Genomic DNA, 17,776 nt, shown 5'->3' with positions numbered 1-17,776 from the left:
GGTAGGTGCCGGTCACCGGTCGTCTCCTTCCGCGCTGGCCAGGACCTCGGCGAGGTGCATCACCCGGATCCCCGAACGCTGGCGGGACAGCAGCCCGCCGATGTGCATCAGGCACGAGCTGTCCCCGGCGCAGAGCACCTCGGCGTCGGTCTCCCGGACGTGCCGTGCCTTGTCGGCGCCCATCGCCACCGACACGTCCGGGTTCTTCAGCGCGAACGTGCCGCCGAAGCCGCAGCACTGCTCGGCTGCGGGCAGCTCGACCAGCTCCAGCGAGCGGACCGCGCGCAGCAGCCGCAGCGGGCGGTCGCCGACCCGCAGCAGTCGCGCGGAGTGGCAGGTCGGGTGGTAGGTGACCCGGTGCGGGAAGTACGCGCCGACGTCGGTCACCCCGAGCACGTCCACCAGGAACTCCGACAGCTCGTGCACCTGCGGGGCGATTTGTGCGACCGCGCGGCTGAGCTCGCGGTCGCCGTCAGCGACCAACGCGTGCTGGTGGCGCACCGAGGCCACGCACGACCCGGAAGGGGCGACCACGGCGTCGTAGTCGGCGAAGGCGTCCACGAAGGTCCGCACCGAGGACCTCGCCTGCCTGCGGTACCCGGTGTTGGTGTGCATCTGCCCGCAGCAGGTCTGCGCCGCGGGGAACTCCACCTCGCAGCCGAGCCGCTCCAGGAGCCGCACGGTCGCCTTCGGCGCTGCCGGGAACACGGTGTCCCCGAGGCACGTCGCGAACAGCGCCACCCTCATGCCACATCACCTCGTTCTGAGTCGTTCACCGTGGAAGCATCCACGACAGGACGTTGGACTGCAGGAAGACCAGCGCGCACAGGGCCAGCAGCAGCCCGAGGCTCCACTTGAGGACGTCGCGCAGGACCTTGGCCTCCGATCCGGCCACGCCGACGGCGGTGGCCACGATGGTCAGGTTCTGCGGGCTGATCATCTTGCCCATCACCCCGCCGGAGGTGTTGGCCGCGACCAGCAGCGCCGGGTCCACCCCGACCCGCTCCGCGGCGACCTGCTGCAGGCTCGCGAACAGCGCGTTGGCGCTGGTGTCCGAGCCGGTGACGGCCACCCCGATCCAGCCGAGCACGGGGGAGAGGAAGGCGAACGCGGTGCCGAGCCCGGCGATGGCGGTGCCGATCGTGGTGGTCTGCCCGGACTGGTTCATCACGTAGGCCAGCGCCAGCACGCTGATGATGGTCAGCCCGGACCAGCGCATCGAGACCACGGTGCGGCCGAGCTCGGCCAGCGCCGTCGTCGGCTTGATCCGGTAGACCAGCACCACCCCGATGCCGCAGAGCAGCAGCAGGCTGCCGGGGGAGGACAGCCAGGACAGCGTGAACACCGTGCTGCTGGCCGGTTCACCGGAGGCCGACAGCAGGGCGCCGTGCAAGCCCGGCCACGGGATCTCGACGTCGGTGGCGGCCAGCGCGTCCCCGAGCGGCTCCCAGAGCTTGACCACCGAGAACACCGCGATCACCAGCAGGTACGGGAAGAGCGCGAGGACGATCCGCCCGGTGTTCAGCTGCCGCTCCGGGACCGCGGTGGCGCCGCTGGTGAGGTCGGCCTGCGCCTCGGTGCTCCCTGCGGGTTGCCAGAACCGCAGCAGCACGACCAGCGCCACCGCGCCCACCAGCGCCGAGACGATGTCGGTCAGCGGAACCGAGATGTAGTTGGCGCACACGAACTGCGCGACCGCGAACGCCACGCCGGTCACCAGCGCGGCGGGCCAGGTCTGCCGCACACCGCGCCGCCCGTCCACCACGAGCACCAGCAGGACCGGGACGAGCACCGCCAGCAGCGGGGTCTGGCGCCCGACCACGGCGCCGATGTGCTCGTAGGGGATCCCGGTGAGCTCGCCCGCGGTGATGATCGGCGTGCTCAGCGCGCCGAAGGCCACCGGAGCGGTGTTGGCCAGCAGCACCGTCACGGCGGCGCGCAGCGGTGGGAACCCGATGGCGACCAGCATCATGCCGGTGATCGCGACCGGCGCGCCGAACCCGGCGAGGGCCTCGAGCAGACCGCCGAAGCAGAAGGCGATCACCACGGCCTGGATCCGCGGGTCCGGCGAGAGCAGCGCGAAGCTCGCCCGCAGGTCCTCGAAGCGACCGCTGCGCACGGTCAGCTGGTAGAGCCAGATGGCGGTGATGACGATCCACAGGATGGGCAGCACGCCGAAGGCGGCGCCCTGGCCCGCGGACAGCAGCGCGAGATCGGCTGGCATCCCGTAGCCGAGCACGGCGATCACCAGGGCGGCGGCCAGCCCGGCCAGCCCGGCCCAGTGCGCCCTGACGCGCAGGACGCCGAGCAGCAGGAACACCACCAGCAGCGGGATGGCGGCGAGCAGCGCGGACAGGCCGAGGCTGTCCGCGATCGGAGCGGTGAGCGGTTGGTACACGGGGGCGACACCTCTCTGTGCCGTTGACCTTTCTATGGTCAGACCAAGAGCTGGCGGTACCATAAAGATCGCTGGCGGGGTTTGTAAAGGGGGACCGGTGACCGGTTCGGAGATCGACGACCGCGCGGGGTGGCGACCGGTCGCCCGGGCGCGCACCTACGAGCTGGTCATCGACCGCATCGAGGAGCAGATCGTCAGCGGTCAGCTCGTCGTCGGCGACCGGTTGCCGCCGGAGCGCGACCTGGCGCAGATGCTCGGCGTGAGCCGGGCCGCGGTGCGGGAGGCGTTTCGCGCGCTGGAGGCCCAGGGCGTGCTGCGGATGGCGGTGGGCACCGGTCCGGACTCCGGCACGACGGTCGCCGCGCTGCCCAGCCAGGCCCTGACCAGGCTGCTCCGGTTCCACGTGGCGCTGGCGAACTTCCCGATGGCCGACGTGGTGCGGGCGCGGATCATGCTGGAGCGCGAGAGCGCGCGCACCGCCGCGCAGCGCGCCACCGAGGCCGAGCTCGAGGAGCTGCGCGAGCTGCTGGACGAGATGGACGCACCGGACTGCGACCGGGAGCGGTTCAACGACCTTGACACCCGGTTCCACGTCGCCATCGCCGAAGCCGGCGGCAACCGGCTGGTGGCGGACATGACGATCGCTATCCGCGAGTCGCTGCGCCGACCGCTGCTGGCCGCCTTCGACGACCTCGGGGACGAGTGGGACCCGATCGCCGACGGCCTGCGCCACGACCACCGGCTGATCCACCGGGCGCTGCTGGCCCGCGACGCCGCGGAGGCCGAAGCGCAGGTGGAGCGGCACATCCGCAGCTTCTACCGCAGCGCCTGGCTGCAGGACCTCGGCTAGCGGTCAGCGGGAGACCGCGCGGGAGGCCGGGGCCACCGCGAGGTCGGCGGCGATGCGCTCGGCGGTCCGCAGCAGCGGCGGCAGCAGGTCGCGGCGGGCGCCCTCCGGGCTGGTGCGGGAGGCGTGCGAGGAGATGTTCACCGCCGCCACCACCCCGCCCGACCGGTCCCGGATCGGGGCGGCGATCGAGCGCAGCCCGGCCTCCAGCTCCTGGTCCACCAACGCCCAGCCCTGCTCGCGGATGCGCGCCAGCTCCGCCCGGAACTGCTCGGGGGTGGTGATGGTGTGCGGGCCCAGCGGCGCGAGGTCCACTTCGGAGAGGTAGCCGTCCAGCTCGGCCGCGGACAGGTCGGCCAGCAGGACCTTGCCCATCGAGGTGGCGTAGGCGGGGAAGCGGGTGCCGATGTTGATCGACACCGTCATGATCCGCGAGGTGGGCACCCGGGCCACGTAGACGATGTCCGGCCCGTCCAGCACCGACACCGACGCCGACTCGTGCACCTCGGCGACCAGCCGCTCCAGGTGGGGCTGGGCGATCTCCGGCAGCGAGATGCTGGACAGGTAGGCGAAGCCGAGCTCCAGCACCCGCGGGGTCAGCGCGAAGACCCGGCCGTCGGTCCACACGTAACCCAGGTGCACCAGGGTGTGCAGGAAGCGCCGGGCCGCCGCGCGCGACAGGTCCGTCGCGCGGGCCACCTCGGACAGCGTCATCTCGGGGTTGGACTCGTCGAACGCGCGGATCACCATGAGGCCGCGCGCCAGCGACTGCACGTAGCCGCCGGCCGGGTCGGTTGCGGTCTCCACGGTGCTCTCCCCGCTCAGTCGGACTGCTCGTCACCCAGGATCGTATTGGCGATCGCGAAGGCGCTGTTGGCGCGGGGTACCCCGGCGTAGACCGCGACGTGCATCAGCACCTCGCGGATGTGCTCCGGCGGCACCCCGTTGCGGCGCGCGGCCTTGACGTGCATGGCGAACTCGTCCTCGCAGCCCAGCGCGGCCAGGATCGCCAGCGTCAGCATGCTGCGGGTGCGCCGGTCCACCCCGTCGCCGGTCCACAGCTCGCCCCAGGCGTAGCGGGTGATGAAGTCCTGGAAGCCCTCGGTGAACGGGGTGGTCCTGGCGTTCGCGCGGTCCACGTGCTCGTCGCCGAGCACCTCGCGGCGCACGTCCATGCCCTGCGCGTGGCGGGTTTCGTCGGACATCACAGGCTCCTTGTGAAGTGCTCCAGCAGCAGTCGGTTGACCGCTTCGGGCTGCTCGGCGTTGGCCAGGTGTGCGGCGGGGGAGAGCACTTCCAGGCGCGCGCCCCCGACGGCGGCGGCGATCCGCTCGGCGTGCACCGGGGGAGTGGCGGGGTCCTCGGCGCCCGCGATGACCAGCGTCGGTGCGGTGATCCCCCCGAGCCCGTCCAGCAGGTCCATGTCCGCGATGGCCTCGCAGCACCCGGCGTAGCCCTCGGCGTCGGCGGCGGCGAGCATCCCGCCGAACTTCGCCACCACGTCCTCCCGCCCGGCCAGTTCGGGGGTGAACCACTTCGGCAGCGACGGTTCGACCATCGCCGCGGTGCCCTCCTGCCGCACCAGCGCGGCGCGGTCCCGCCACATCGAGGCCGGGCCGAGGTCGGCGGAGGTGCAGATGAGCGCGAGCCGGTCGATGCGCTCGGGCGCGTGCTCGGCCAGCCACATGCCGGTCATGCCGCCCAGCGACACCCCGGCGAAGTGCGCCCTGCGGATGCCCAGAACGTCCAGCAGCGCGAGCACGTCCCCGGCGAGCTGCTTGAGCGTGTACGGACCAGGTGCGCCCGGGGTCTCGCCGTGCCCGCGCTGGTCGTAGCGCAGCACCTGGAACTCCTGCGCCAGCGCCGGGACCTGCGCGTCCCACAGGGTCAGGTCGGTGCCCAGCGAGTTGGACAGCACCACGACCGGGGCGCCATCCGGGCCGGTCAGCTCGTAGTTGACGTTCACCGCTCCTCCAATTCGGCATGTGCGGTCAGTGCGCGGTCGACGAAGGCGTGGGCGGATCCGAGGTAGTCCGACGGTTCGGTGGCCGCGACGACCTCGTCCTCGGACAGCACCTGCCGCACCCGCTGCTCGGCCAGCAGCTCCTCACGCAGCGTGGTGCCCTCCAGCACCGCGCGGCGGCACAACTGCCCGACCAGGTCCTGCGCCTCGGTGCGGCCGAGCGCGTCCACCAACCGGCCTGCCGCGCTCTCGGCCATCACCAGTCCGCGCGTCAGGTCGAGGTTGGCGGCCATCTGCTCGGGACGGGTCCGCAACCCGGCGAGCAGTCGCCGGGTCCGCGCTGACGCGGCGGCGACCAGCCTCAGCAGCTCGGTCAGCGGCTCCCACTCGGACTGCCAGGTCCCGGCGGCGCGTTCGTGCTCCTGGGGCATCGCCGCGAGCAGCGTCGCGACCAGGCCGGGCACGCGCTTGGTCGCGGCGGTCACCAGCACCGCGGACACCGGGTTCTGCTTGTGCGGCATGGCCGAGGAACCACCAGCCTCGCCCTCGGTGAGCTCGCCGACCTCGGTCTGCGCGTGCAGCTCGACGTCCAGGGCGATCTTGCCGAGCGCCCCGGCTGCCGTGCCCAGCGCCCCTGCCAGCTCGGCGACGCGGGTGCGGTCGGTGTGCCACGGGGCCACCGGTTCGGCCAGCTCCAGCTCGGCGGCGAGCAGTCCCAGCACGCGAACGCCGTCGGAGCCCAGCGCGGCGAGCGTGCCCGCGGCCCCGCCGAACTGCACCGCCAGCCGTTCGCGGCGCATCCGCTCCAGCGCGGTGACCGCTTCGTCGAGCGACACCAGCCAGGTCGCGCAGCGGTTGCCGAACGTCGTGGGCAGCGCTTGCTGCAGCAGCGAGCGGGCGATCATGATCGTGCCGCGGTGCTGCTCGGCCAGGCGCGCGCACTCGTCGGCCGCCGCGCGCAGATCACCGATGATCAGGCCCAGGACGTCGCGCGCGACCAGCATGGCCGCCGTGTCGATCACGTCCTGGCTGGTGGCGCCCCGGTGCACGTGTGGTTTGGCGTCCTCACCCAGCACCGCGGACAGGTCGCGGACCAGCGGGATCACCGGAGTCGCCGAGGACACCGCGCGCTCGGCGATCGAGTCGACGTCGAACAGCTCCGCCCGGCAGCACCGGGCGATCTCCTCGGCCGCCGCGCGCGGGACGACCCCGGCCGCGGCCTGCGCCGCGGCCAGCGCCGACTCGAAGTCCAACATCGCCTGCAGCCACGCCCCGGCGGAGGTCCGCTCGGCGGCGGCCGGGGTGCTGAACATCGGCCCGAACAGGCCGTCAGATCGCGAAGAATACGGTTTCGTCATCGCCCTGGATCCGGATGTCGAAGCGGTAGCCCTGGTCTTCCGGGACGGCGATCAGCGTGCCCCGGCGTGCGGGATCCACTGTAGACAGGACCGGGTCGGCGGCGTTGGCCTGCTCCTCGTCCGGGAAGTACACGCGGGTGACCACCCGGTTGAGCATGCCGCGGGCCAGCACGGTCACGTTGATGTGCGGCGCCTCGGTCTGCCCGGTCGGGGTGGGCAGCGGGCCCGGTTTGGCGGTGCGGAACCAGAACTCGCCGTCGGCGCTGGTCGGGCAGCGGCCGAAGCCCTGCCAGGAGGCGGACTCCGGGCGCGGGTCGGCGGGGTGGTCGAAGCGGCCCTGCTCGTCGGCTTGCCAGATCTCGACCACGCCGTCCGGGATCGGCTCGCCGGCGCCGTCGAGGAGCCGCCCGCGCAGCAGGAACGCGCCGGGGGTGCCCTCGCCGACGACCTCCGGGCCGTCGGCCCACAGGATGCCGCCGGGCAGGCCGAAGAACGGGCCGACGGTCTGCGACGGCGTGGTGGCGGGGGGAGTGGGTGCGCCCATCAGTCGTCGTCCTCCTCTTCCTCGTCCTCGAACACGGTGGCCTGCGGGCCGCGCAGCACGATGTCCCACTGGTAGCTCAGCGCCCACTCCGGCACCGTCGTGTCCAGGTCGAAGCGGGAGATCATCCGCTGGCGGGCCCGCTCGTCGCGCACCGAGTTGAAGATCGGGTCCTGGTCGAACAGCGGGTCGCCCGGGAAGTACATCTGGGTGATCAACCGCTGGGTGAACGCCTGCCCGAACAGCGAGAAGTGGATGTGCGCGGGGCGCCAGGCGTTGTCGTGGTTGCGCCACGGGTAGGCGCCAGGCTTGATGGTGACGAACCGGTAGTTGCCGTCGGCGTCGGTCATGCACCGGCCGGTCCCGGAGAAGTTCGGGTCCAGCGGCGCCGGGTGCCGGTCGCCCTGGTGCAGGTAGCGGCCCGCGGAGTTGGCCTGCCAGATCTCCACCAGGGTGTTGGGCACCGGTTTGCCGTTGGAGTCCAGCACCCGGCCGCTGACGATGATCCGCTCGCCCAGTGGCTCCCCGTCGTGCTGCGCGGTCAGGTCGTGGTCGTGCTCGCCGCAGCGGTCCTGCCCCAGCAGCGGGCCGGTGACCTCGGTGAGGTGGTGCGGCAGGTACTGCAGCGGCTGCTTGGGGTGGCGCAGCGCCGACGAGCGGTACTCGGGGGTGTCCAGCGCCGGGTGGGACGGTTCGTCGCTGCCGTAGCGGGGCAGGATCAGCCCGGCTGGCGACCGGGTCTCGTGCGTGGTCATGCTCTCCCGCCTCTCCGTGGTTCACGGTGGTCGTCGCGGTTGGGAGTGGTCTTGCGTGGTGCGGGTTCCCGGTGACTGGCTCGCGCCGCGGTCCCCTGAGGTGCGGTGCAGCGGGGGTGCCGAGCAGCTCCTCGTGCTCTGCTCATCCGATCGTGGCCTTGAGCTCCCGCAACACCGAAAGCTCCGTCCCGGTCGGCGGTGCCAGCTCGGTCGGCGCGTCGGCGACCTCCAGCGGCCACCCGACGGCGGCCCTGGCCTGCTCGACGGTCGCGCCGGGGCTGAGCTGGGTGAGGGTGAGTTCGCAGGTGTCCGGGTCGGGTTCCAGCACGCCCAGGTCGGTGATCACCTTGACCGGGCCCCGGCCGCGCAGCCCGAGCGCCTCCCGGGCGCCCTTGCCGGTGCCGTAGCCGACGGAGGTGACGAAGTCGAGCCGGTCGACGAAGCTGCGCGGGCTCATCCGCATCACGATCAGCACCTCCCGGCAGGACGCGGCGATCTCCGGGGCGCCACCGGCACCGGGCAGCCGAACCCCCGGGTCGGCGTAGTCGCCGCCGATGACGGTGGTGTTGATGTTGCCGAACCGGTCGACCTGCGCGCCGCCGAGGAAGCCGATGTCGATGCGGCCGGGCTGCAGCCAGTAGTTGAAGACCTCCGGCACGCTGACCACCGAGTCGGCGGTGTCGGCCAGCACGCCGTCGCCGATGGACAGCGGCAGCCGGTCGGGCTTGGCGCCCAGCGTGCCGGACTCGTAGATCAGCACCAGGCCCGGGGCGTGGGTGCGCCGCGCCAGGTTGGCGGCGGTGCTGGGCAGGCCGATGCCGACGAAGCAGGCCGCGCCGTCGCGCAGCGACCGGGCCGCGCCGACGGTCATCATCTCGTCCGCGGTGTACTCGGCGGTCATCGCGCGCTCCTCTCCGGCTTGATCTCGGTCTCCAGCCAGTTCGCGAACTTCTCCCGGTCCCGGCCGATTGGGTCCCACTGCTGGTAGTAGGCGTTGTCGCGCTCGTAGTACCCCTGCGCGTACGACGGGTGCGCGCCACCCGGGACCGCGGCGACGGCGGTGACGACCCACTGCGGCAACACCACCGCGCCGGGCCGCGGGGTCAGCTCGTCGACGATCTCCTCGACGGTGACCAGGGAGCGCTTGGAGGCCAGCACGGTTTCCTTCTGCACGCCGGTGATGCCCCACATCTGCACGTTCCCGGCCCGGTCGGCCTGCTGGGCGTGGATGATGCCGACGTCCGGGTTGAGCGCGGGCACGGCGGTCAGCTGCTCGCCGGTGAACGGGCACTCGATCGGCTTGATGGTGTCGGTCTGCGCGGGCAGGTCGGTACCGCGGTAGCCGCGCAGCACCGCGAACGGCAGCCCCGAGGCGCCGGCGGCGTAGCGGTTGGCCATGCCCGCGTGGCTGTGCTCCTCGATCTCCAGCGGGACCGGCCAGGAGTTCTGGACGGCGTCGCGGAACCGGTGCAGCGAGCCGACGCCGGGGTTGCCGCCCCACGAGAAGACCAGCTTGCGCGCGCACCCGGCGCCGATGAGCTGGTCGTAGACGATGTCCGGGGTCATCCGGATCAGGGTGAGGTCCGTGCGGCCCTGCCGGATGATCTCGTGCCCGGCGGCGACCGGGATCAGGTGGGTGAAGCCCTCCAGGGCGATGGCGTCGCCGTCGTGGACGAGCTCCGCGATCGCCTCGTCGAGCTGCAGGATGCGTGCCACCCCGACCACTCCTCCCTTGTGCGCATAGTGAACACCTGTGCTTTCTGCGAACGATATGCGCGCGCCTGAACCCAGGTCAAGGCTCGAGGGCTGAATCCCCGGAGAGCAGCACGTCACCCGAGCACCGGTACGAGTGCCTCGTAACGGACGTGGCCCGTCTCGTTGTGGGGACGCGGGGGGCCGCGGGTGAGGGGGCGAGGTCAGAGGTCGCCGGTCTCGGGCAGGCCGTCGGAGGGGAGCTGGAAGACGGCGACCGCGGCTTCCGCGGCCGCGGTCGCCTGCAGGTAACCGGTCTCGCCCCAGGAGAGCAGGTCGCCGACCTTGCCGGGGTGCACCAGCAGCCGCCGGTAGGTGCGGCCGCTGTCCGGGTCCGGTGCGGGCGGGTGCACCAGGCTGATCACGGCGGCCATCCGCACCTGCGCGTACGGCGCGATCCCGTCGTCCACGCACTGGTAGCCCAGGTAGTGCGGCTCGTCGATGTCGACGGTGACCTCCTCCATCGACTCCCGCCGCAGGATGTCGCAGTACTCGACCTCGCCGGGCTCGGGACGCCCACCGGGCAGGGTGTGCTTGCTGCCGTCCACCCGCAGCAGCACCCGGCCGTCGGGGACGAACAGAAACCCGTACACCTGCCGCACCGGCAGTCCCTCGGGAACGGGGCAGGTGTGCCAGCTGAACTTGGGCATCGGTGCACGTCCCTCCCACGGCGCTGAGGAAGATCACCCTAGCCGAGGAATCCCGCCAACCGCGCGATCGCCGCGCGCTGGACAGCGGGCACCGGGCCGGGATCGCGGCTCCCGGCCCGGTGCGGCATCAGCCGGGACCAGGCTCGTCACGGTCCACCGAGTCGATGCGCTCGGCGAGGTCGTCGCGCCGGTGCTCGCCGAACATCCTCCGCAGTTGGAAGAGCACACGTCCGCGCTCGACCACATCGACGTCGGTCAGGTACTCGTCGAGCAGTTGACCTGCCGATTCTTCTGCAGCGGTGGGTGCCAGGAGGTCTCGAACAGCTTGGAACTGCTTGGCGACCTCGGGCAGCTTGTCCACGGCGTCCTGGTTGTCGGCGAACCACCAAGCGGTGGCCCGGAGTGGGTCGACGATCAACGACCGCAGCCGTGCCGCGCTGTGCTCCCGCTGCTCGTGCTGCCACGAGAGCACAGCCTGGCGCCGCGCCGCCGACTCCCGTGCGGCCACCGCGGAGGCGAGTTCGGGGTCGGCGGTCACGGAGGTGCACTGCGCTTGAGCGCAAACTCCAGTTCGCGCCACTTCCTGCCAGCGCGACAACGCGATGGCCAGCTTCCCGCGCAACCGGTCGCACTCGGTCAGCGAGTGGGCTCGACTGAGTTCTTCGGCCCGCTGGGTGATGCCTTCCGCGGCGATCTCCTGCGCGGACGGCGGCGACCCGGTGCCCGCCACCCGGTACTTCACGACCAACGTGACCTCGAAGGGGAGCAACGGGTCGGCACTCGGCAAGGTGACCGAGTGCTGCTCGCCAACTGACTCGTCCCCGCCGGCGACCATCCGCCTGCGAATCGCACGGGCTTGCTTTCGGTGGTTCATGGGCTCTTCCCAGTGGTCCAGCGCTCACTGCAACCGGGCGGGGTCGACCTCGTCCAGTCGCGTCCACAGCTGGTTGACGACGTCGGACAGGCTCTCGTCCAGCGAGCTGAGGTCCAAACAGTTCGAACCGAACCGGCTGGCGTAGAGCAGCTGCGCGATGCGGCGCGAGTCGTGCTTGGTAGCCGTGACCAGCGGCTCCACCAGGCCAGCACGCCGGTCGGGCTCGGCTTGAGCCGCTGTGCGCAACCAGCTCTCCACCACCGGGCGGAGGTTGTCCGGTGGCATGGCCTCCAGCGCCTGCTGCCAGAACGTCGCCGCTGCCTCCTCGTCGACCTCCAGCGTCCGACCGTCGAGCACGCGCGCAACGCTCTCGGCCATGAGCAGCAGTCGAGCCGGGCTGGCATCGGTGAACCAGTCCGCGAGGTGGCGCAGGAACGTCGAGGCGCCGAGTTCCGCGCCGATCTGCTCGACGGCGGACTGGACCGCGTCCCGCACGAGGGCGCTCTCAGCGTTGGCCAGGTGCTTGAGCCGCGTGAGCGCGATGCGCGGGAACGCCTGCCCGATGCCCGCGCACACCTCGGCCGTCAACAACTGGCGGTCTGCGTTGGACTCGCGCGACCACTCCCAGAGCTTCTGCCGGATCGGTTTGCCCAGGGACAGGTCCGTGGCAGTCGTGGTCAGGAGCCGGACAGCGATCGAACGGCGGTAGGCGTCGAACCGTTCTCCCTTGGCCTCCGCCCAGGAATCAGCGAGCGAGATGGCGATGCTGGGTCCGCCTTGGGTAGCCAGCTCCGCGGCGCGGTCGGCGACTCGCTCCAACTCCTCCTGGCTCAGGTCGCGGATCTGGCTGGGCAGATCACCGATCCATTCCAGCATTGTCTTGCGGAGGGCGTCGTGCTCGCGCCACACGTGCTGCAGCACTCGGACTCCGGACCCACGGGGTCGGAAAGCACGTGTTCTCAGGTCGAAGGTGTCCTTCTCCAGCTTCTCGAGCTTCGTGTACGGGCTCGGCTGCAACAACGGGACGACCTCGTGCCGTTCGACCTTGCTGTGCACCAGGAGTCTGTTGGACGCCGCCACGATGTGCCGGGCGGAAGCCTCCTCCAGCAGACCGGCTGCCAGCATGAGCGACATCCACTCGGTGTCACCCTTCTGCTGGTGTTGCTGGATCTTGGTGCGGAGGTGGGCCGTCGGCCCGTCGAGGCGGTCGTGCAGGGCGGCGTCCAGCGCCTGCTCGGGGTCCTCGCCACGAGCACTCCGCTCCGATACGTCGTCGGCGACCTCCTTGATCCGCGGCGGCCACAGGTGCTGGAGCTTCTCCGGGGGCACCTTGTTGAACAGGTCCTCCGCGTTCGGCACCGTGGCATAGCGGGCGAAGACTGCGGAGGCGGGTGGCCTTCCCAGCTGGTGCACCCGCTCGGGGAAGTTCTCCTCGAACGAACGTGCGTGCTCGTGCGGGATGATCAGGATCAGGTAGCTCTGGTGGTCTTCGAGGCGCTCGGTGAACTTCACGAGCCCGAGGCGGACCTGGTCGAACTCCTCCGGCCCAGCGTTCCTCAGGTCGATGAGCACCGCGGCCGGTTCGTGGTCCACGAGCAAGGATTCCGCTTGGAGCCCGGAATCCTTGTCGATCATGTCCTCGCGGACCACCAGGTCGGGCTGGCGCTGCTGGAGTTCATAACCGAGCCGTCGTCCCGCGGAGAACTGACCGCTCTCGTGCTCAGGTGCGGTGAGCATGACGACGCGGCGGTCGAGCACGGTCCTGAACGCGGTACCTGGCTCGTCGCCGAGCAGCCCATTGGGAGCCACGTACCGCTCGGCCAGCTTCCGCAGCGCTTCCGCGTCCTGGAGTCCGCGTCCGGATTGGCGCGGCGGGCGTGCGAGTGCCAGGACTGCTTCTGCGGCATCGCGGCCGTAGATGTTGACGGTCGACTGCTGGTGGTAGTCCCTACCTGTGGTCGTGTTCCCGTTCCCGGACACCGAAATCGCGCCGTGGTTGGAGTAGTTCTCCGCCGGTTCGACCTGCGGTGCGGGCGCGGGCTCCGCAGGGGCTGGCGGGTCGAGGATGCCGAACTCGTCGACGTCGTGGTCCACCGCGCTCACTGCTCCTCCGCGGTGTGGCCGGCACCGGTGCGACGTCCGCTGGACGGACCGAAGTTGGAGTCGCCCTGCGTGTGGAAGAGACCGGAGAACTCCTGCTTGTGCTGCGACTGGTCGACGTCGTGGCCTGCGGTGGTGTTGTTGTTGCCGCTCACCACGATGCCGCTGTTGCCCCGCACCGATCGGTCCGTGACGTCTCCCATCACACCGGCTTGGGCGACGTTCTCCGCGTGTCCGCGCACGGAGTTCTGGACGTGCGCGTCGCCGAGTGGTGCGGTCTCGTCCTCCGGTCGTGCCCCGGTCTCCGGCTCGGGCTGGCCGACGAGCAGTCCCGCGCGGAGCAGTTCGGCGGACGGTGCCGGGACGCGCAGGTACCCGACCCCCGAGTACTCCTTGGCGTCGACCTCCAGCGGGGCCTGCACGAACTCCGAGGGCTGCCGCGAGGTGTGACCGGCAGCCACGACTTCGTCCATCACCGACTTCGAGATCACCGAGGCCACGTGGGTCACCGCCGGGTCCGAGCGGTCGAGGAGGGCCTTGACGGACTTCGCGTCGACCATGCGGTTGGTGTCGACCATGATCCTGCCGGTGGGGGAGTCCGTCAGCAGCGCGTCGAACGACCCGACGAGGCCCAGGTGCAAGCTCGCCCGCAACCGCAGCGTGATGCCCTCCACGCGGAGCTGAGGCGCGCGGCGGCGCAGTTCGGCCTGCAGGGCGTCGAAGAACCTGTCGACGACGACTGCGACCAGGTCCTGGCGGACGCTCATCAGGTAGCCGTCGCCACGGTGTGCTCGGAAGCGGTCGTCCCAGTCGTTGCGCAGACCGGTTCGGATGGCGGCCTGCTGCAGGACATCCGGCAAGGTCTGCACGATGGTCTGCTGCTGGGTGGTGTTGTGCTTGCTGAAGCCGTGCACGTCGACGGCCAGGATGCCGATGTGTTCCCCGATGGGGCGGTTGATCTCCCGGGACTGGTCGTCCACTGGTTCACCTCCGCGGTCGTGTTCGCAGGACGGGGAGGAGACTGCCCGGTTGCCGCGGCGGGTTCTGTCCAGAACTGGACAGATCAGGGTTTCCGAGGCGCAGCAGCGCACCGGGGTCGGTGATGTGGAGCCTGCCGCGCGAGGTGCGGATCAGGCCGGCGGACTTCCACCTGGCGAGGACGGGGGTGATCGCCGATCTCGCCAGACCGAGCGCGGCTGCCAGCTCTTCCTGTGACATCGCGATGGTGGTGGGTGCCGGGTGGTCCGGGCCCGCCACCTCGATCAACGTGGTGATCAGGTCCGCCAACCGGGTTGTGGTGGTGTGGTGGGCGAGTTGCCAGGCGTGGGCGGCACTGGCCCGCAGCTTGCCCAGGATGTAGCCGTCGAGCTGGGCCTTCAGCCCCATGGCCGCGACGAGTTCGGTGAAGCGGCTGTCGGCGAGCTTGGAGGTGATACCCGGTTCGATGGCCTGGACGGTGGCGGACCGGGGCAGTCCGTCCCGGCTGGAGAACTCGCCGATCACGTCGCCTGGGCCGCGGACCGCGAGCATGAGTTCACGACCGTCGGGCTCGGCGTAGACCACCTTCAACCGCCCAGACAGGCACAACAGAACCCAACCGCCCGGGGCGCCTTGGTGCAGCAACCGGTCACCGGCGCGATGCTTTGCCCGGATGCCCTGCTGGACCATGGTCGACCAGGCACGAGTCGAAATGAGGGAGCGGAAACCGCGTCCTGCGCGGTAGTCGTGTGCCTCGTTCACGTCGTCGTGTCTAACGCCAGGCCGACCTCGCGTGGCGTGCGCGGAGCAAGATCACTCGATGAGCCGTCGAGCCGTTACTTCTGGTGATGCCGGGACGCTGCCGGATCAGCCGGTCAGCGCAGGACGATGCCGCCTGCTGGGAGGTGGAAGTGTCAGCTCGACATCGGCTGCGCTGAACCGGGTGGTCCACTTCGGAGCTGGACGTGGGCGTGCAGGGTGCCGCCGGTGCGGGTGATCTTGGTGCCGAAGTCGGCGCTGACGCGGGTCAGGGTGGTGCGGAGCCATTCGGCGTCGGTGGTCGAGGCCGGGTGCAGGCGCATCCTCCTGGCCTGCATCGGCAGCATGCGCAGGTCGGCCAGGTCACCGGTGGGGGTCAGCGTGGCGAAGAACAGCAGGCGGAGGTCGTCTCGGTAGCACTCGTAGCCGGCGATGCCCTCGTAGTCGTCGATGAGGTCGCCGCAGCCGTGGAGCACCAGCTTGCCGCGGTAGACCTCGATCGGCTGCGGGTGGTGCGAGGAGTGGCCGTGCACCACGTGTACCCCGCCGTCGATCAGCCGGTGCGCGAAGCGGACCTGCTCCGCGGGCACGTGGTACTGCCAGTTCGTCCCCCAGTGCAGTGAGGCGACCACGATGTCGCCGGGACGGGTCTGCTCCCGGATCTCGGCGGCGAGCTCGGTCGCCCGCCGGTCGGAGAGGTCGGGCAGGAAGTGGACGCCCGGCCGTCGTGAGGTGGCCGCCCAGCTGCTCGGGATTCCGCTGGAAGCCGTCCCACAACCGAACACAGCGACCCGGCCGCGCGGCGTGCCGACCAGCACCGGGCGCTTCGCCTCGGCGGCGTCGCGCCCGGCGCCCACCCAGCGCAGCCCCGCTCGGGAAAGCGCGTCGAGCGTGTCGACCAGGCCTTCGCGGCCGAAGTCCAGGACGTGGTTGTTGGCCAGGCTGCACACGTCCGGGCGGGCCACGCGCAAGCAGTCCACGTTGTCCGGGGCCATCCGGTAGTGCAAGCCCTTGTCCGCGGCGAAGTGGCCGTCGCGGGTGATGCTGGACTCGAGGTTGATCACCCGCACGTCCGGCGCGGCCTCCTCGATCGCCCGCAGCGCGCTGCCCCACGGCCAGGCGAACCCGACCGGGCGGCGGATCGGGCCGTTGCGCGCCTCGGCGGCCGCCACGTAGCTGCGCGCGTCCCGCAGGTGGGGCTCGTGCAGGGCCGGGTCACCTGGGTGCGGCAGGATCTGGTCCACGCCGCGGGCGGGCATCACGTCGCCGCACAGGAACAGCTTCATGGCGCGAGCACGGTCCAGACCTGGCCGGGACCGACCGGCAGCGGCTCGCCCGACGGGCCGGTGTATGTGGCCGCGGCGTCCGGGGCCGGGCGCGACCAGGTGCCGTCGAAGGCGCGCCCGTCGCGTAGCACCACGACCGGACCGCTGCCGATGGTCTCGGCGATCGGTGACGGGTTGCCCGCCGCGTCGCGGATCGCCGAATCCCGCACCCGCACCCGCTGGATGACCACGGTCGACGTGCTGAGGCGACCGGAGTCGACCGCCGCGTAGGGCTCGCCGTCCATCGACACCTGCCACCGCTGCTCCTGCGGGGACCAGTAGAACTCCGTGGTGGCAGCCGGGAAGCTGACCTCGTAGTGCTCGGTCGGCGTTCCCCCGGCGGGGGTCGGTCCGGTGACCGGCCGGTTCCGCGGGGGCCAGTTGGCGCCGGGCGGCAACTCGGCCGGGTCGAGGAACAGGTTGTGCGGCACCGGGCGGGCTTCGTCGCGGGAATAGGCGGCGGGCTGGTTGGCGTCGGAGGCATCGGTCAGCGGAGCCGCGTCGATCACCGGCAGCAGCTCCGGAGCCGCGCCCGAGTAGGCCAGCGTGGGGTGGCCGAACTGGGGGAGCAGCTCGGCGTCGGTCTCCCGCGCGCTGCGCACCGGCCCGACCAGCGGCGGCAGCTGCCCGGCGAAGATCGCGAGCAAGCGGCTGTAGCCGCCTTCCACCGGCTCGACGTAGACCAGGTTCGCGGCGCCGATGCCCACCGGCGGCCGGGCGTCCGGCACGTTGTCGATCTTGACAGCGAGCACCGGTGCGGGCGGGGAGGTGGCTGGTGCACCGCCTGCTGGCGGCGAGGGGGACCCGGCTGGCGGTGGCTGGGACGGGCTGCACGCAACTCCGCCGAGCACCACCAGCACGATCCACGCTGCGGTCAACGCGCGCAGCAACTCGCGCGGCATCAAAGGCTCCCCGGAATTCCCTCCGCTTCCAGGCTACGCCCGTGCGGTCACCGCCAGGCGAACACCGGCTGCTCCAGGTCCGCCACCCCGGTGTGCCGGTCGTGCAGCGCGACCTCGCGGAACTGGTGCAGCACTGCCGCCGTCGGCGCGTGGATGAGGGTGCCCAGCAGCGGCAGCTGGATCACCGGGCGGTCGGACTCGGCGATCCGCACGAACCGCGGCTCCACGTCCAGGTCGGCCAGGGGCACGAGGTCGACCCCGGCCACCTCCGCCGGGTTGGGCGCCAGCTGCGGCGCCTCGCCGATCCACACCACCACCGGCGTGATCACGTACCCGGAGCGGGTCGCGTAGTCGTCCAGCTGGCCGAGCACGTCGCACTGGTCCGCGGCCACCCCGAGCTCCTCGTGCAGTTCGCGCAGCGCGGCCTGGGGCGCGTCCTCGCCCGGGTCCACCCGGCCGCCGGGCAGCGCGAACTGGCCCGCGTGGGCGCGCAGCGTCGCGGCCCGCCGGGTGATCCAGACGCCGAGCTCGCCGTCCTCGCTGGCCAGCGCGACCGCCACCGCCGCAGGTCGGC

19 protein-coding genes are annotated in these 17,776 nt (G+C 71.5%); 1 reads left to right on the top strand and 18 read right to left on the bottom strand.

All coding sequences use genetic code 11. From position 1 onward, the window contains the following. Positions 1-12: 12 nt before the first annotated feature. Both ABT324_RS28935 and ABT324_RS28930 read right to left on the bottom strand, forming a co-directional pair. The gene (locus tag ABT324_RS28935) at positions 13-747 is read right to left on the bottom strand and encodes a (Fe-S)-binding protein (RefSeq protein ID WP_351183878.1); all 735 of its coding nucleotides are present in this window, start codon (positions 745-747) and stop codon (positions 13-15) included. 25 nt (positions 748-772) lie between these two features. Continuing rightward, positions 773-2,398, bottom strand: a complete 1,626-nt coding sequence (locus ABT324_RS28930) for an L-lactate permease (RefSeq protein ID WP_351183876.1) — start codon at positions 2,396-2,398, stop codon at positions 773-775. 97 nt (positions 2,399-2,495) lie between these two features. Here ABT324_RS28930 and ABT324_RS28925 point away from each other — a divergent pair, with 97 nt between their 5' ends. Beyond that, entirely contained in the window at positions 2,496-3,248 is a 753-nt protein-coding gene (locus tag ABT324_RS28925; RefSeq protein ID WP_351183874.1) for a FadR/GntR family transcriptional regulator, read from the top strand. 3 nt (positions 3,249-3,251) lie between these two features. Here ABT324_RS28925 and ABT324_RS28920 read toward each other — a convergent pair whose 3' ends face one another. From ABT324_RS28920 to ABT324_RS28845, 16 genes are all read right to left on the bottom strand, one after another. Then, complete coding sequence (locus tag ABT324_RS28920) at positions 3,252-4,052, bottom strand: IclR family transcriptional regulator (RefSeq protein WP_351183872.1); 801 nt, start codon at positions 4,050-4,052, stop codon at positions 3,252-3,254. A gap of 14 nt (positions 4,053-4,066) precedes the next feature. Further along, positions 4,067-4,450: a 4-carboxymuconolactone decarboxylase gene (pcaC, locus tag ABT324_RS28915; protein ID WP_351183870.1), complete on the bottom strand. Its 384-nt coding sequence runs from the start codon at positions 4,448-4,450 to the stop codon at positions 4,067-4,069. Then, on the bottom strand, positions 4,450-5,211 hold the full coding sequence (gene pcaD, locus ABT324_RS28910) for a 3-oxoadipate enol-lactonase (protein ID WP_351183868.1): 762 nt from the start codon (positions 5,209-5,211) through the stop codon (positions 4,450-4,452). Before pcaD ends, pcaC begins: the two co-directional genes overlap by 1 nt. Continuing rightward, positions 5,208-6,521 (bottom strand): 3-carboxy-cis,cis-muconate cycloisomerase, encoded by a 1,314-nt coding sequence (gene pcaB / locus ABT324_RS28905; RefSeq protein WP_351183866.1) that lies wholly within the window; start codon positions 6,519-6,521, stop codon positions 5,208-5,210. Before pcaB ends, pcaD begins: the two co-directional genes overlap by 4 nt. A 16-nt stretch (positions 6,522-6,537) precedes the next feature. Further along, positions 6,538-7,110, bottom strand: a complete 573-nt coding sequence (gene pcaG, locus ABT324_RS28900; RefSeq protein WP_351183864.1) for a protocatechuate 3,4-dioxygenase subunit alpha — start codon at positions 7,108-7,110, stop codon at positions 6,538-6,540. Next, on the bottom strand, positions 7,110-7,862 hold the full coding sequence (gene pcaH / locus ABT324_RS28895) for a protocatechuate 3,4-dioxygenase subunit beta (protein ID WP_351183863.1): 753 nt from the start codon (positions 7,860-7,862) through the stop codon (positions 7,110-7,112). Before pcaH ends, pcaG begins: the two co-directional genes overlap by 1 nt. Positions 7,863-8,004: 142 nt before the next feature. Further along, positions 8,005-8,763 (bottom strand): CoA-transferase subunit beta, encoded by a 759-nt coding sequence (locus ABT324_RS28890; protein ID WP_351183861.1) that lies wholly within the window; start codon positions 8,761-8,763, stop codon positions 8,005-8,007. Beyond that, on the bottom strand, positions 8,760-9,578 hold the full coding sequence (locus tag ABT324_RS28885; protein ID WP_351183859.1) for a CoA transferase subunit A: 819 nt from the start codon (positions 9,576-9,578) through the stop codon (positions 8,760-8,762). Before ABT324_RS28885 ends, ABT324_RS28890 begins: the two co-directional genes overlap by 4 nt. Before the next feature lie 200 nt (positions 9,579-9,778). Beyond that, on the bottom strand, positions 9,779-10,264 hold the full coding sequence (locus tag ABT324_RS28880; RefSeq protein WP_351183857.1) for an NUDIX domain-containing protein: 486 nt from the start codon (positions 10,262-10,264) through the stop codon (positions 9,779-9,781). A 127-nt stretch (positions 10,265-10,391) separates the two neighbouring features. After that, the gene (locus ABT324_RS28875) at positions 10,392-11,051 is read right to left on the bottom strand and encodes a hypothetical protein (RefSeq protein ID WP_351183855.1); all 660 of its coding nucleotides are present in this window, start codon (positions 11,049-11,051) and stop codon (positions 10,392-10,394) included. Between the two features lie 111 nt (positions 11,052-11,162). Continuing rightward, a complete protein-coding gene (locus tag ABT324_RS28870) occupies positions 11,163-13,241 on the bottom strand; it encodes a hypothetical protein (RefSeq protein ID WP_351183853.1) in 2,079 nt (692 codons plus the stop codon). Next, complete coding sequence (locus ABT324_RS28865; protein WP_351183851.1) at positions 13,238-14,218, bottom strand: hypothetical protein; 981 nt, start codon at positions 14,216-14,218, stop codon at positions 13,238-13,240. Before ABT324_RS28865 ends, ABT324_RS28870 begins: the two co-directional genes overlap by 4 nt. 4 nt (positions 14,219-14,222) lie before the next feature. Continuing rightward, entirely contained in the window at positions 14,223-14,906 is a 684-nt protein-coding gene (locus tag ABT324_RS28860) for a Crp/Fnr family transcriptional regulator (protein WP_351183921.1), read from the bottom strand. Between the two features lie 224 nt (positions 14,907-15,130). Beyond that, positions 15,131-16,261 (bottom strand): CapA family protein, encoded by a 1,131-nt coding sequence (locus tag ABT324_RS28855; RefSeq protein ID WP_351183849.1) that lies wholly within the window; start codon positions 16,259-16,261, stop codon positions 15,131-15,133. After that, on the bottom strand, positions 16,258-17,202 hold the full coding sequence (locus tag ABT324_RS28850; protein ID WP_351183848.1) for a DUF3048 domain-containing protein: 945 nt from the start codon (positions 17,200-17,202) through the stop codon (positions 16,258-16,260). Before ABT324_RS28850 ends, ABT324_RS28855 begins: the two co-directional genes overlap by 4 nt. A 47-nt stretch (positions 17,203-17,249) precedes the next feature. Further along, on the bottom strand, positions 17,250-17,776 hold a 527-nt coding region (locus ABT324_RS28845; RefSeq protein WP_351183846.1), incomplete at its 5' end, for an NUDIX hydrolase.

It is taken from the genome of Saccharopolyspora sp. NPDC000359, from assembly GCF_040300525.1.
In the GTDB taxonomy this organism is placed as follows: domain Bacteria; phylum Actinomycetota; class Actinomycetes; order Mycobacteriales; family Pseudonocardiaceae; genus Saccharopolyspora.
This window is presented reverse-complemented; position numbering and strand designations above follow the sequence as displayed.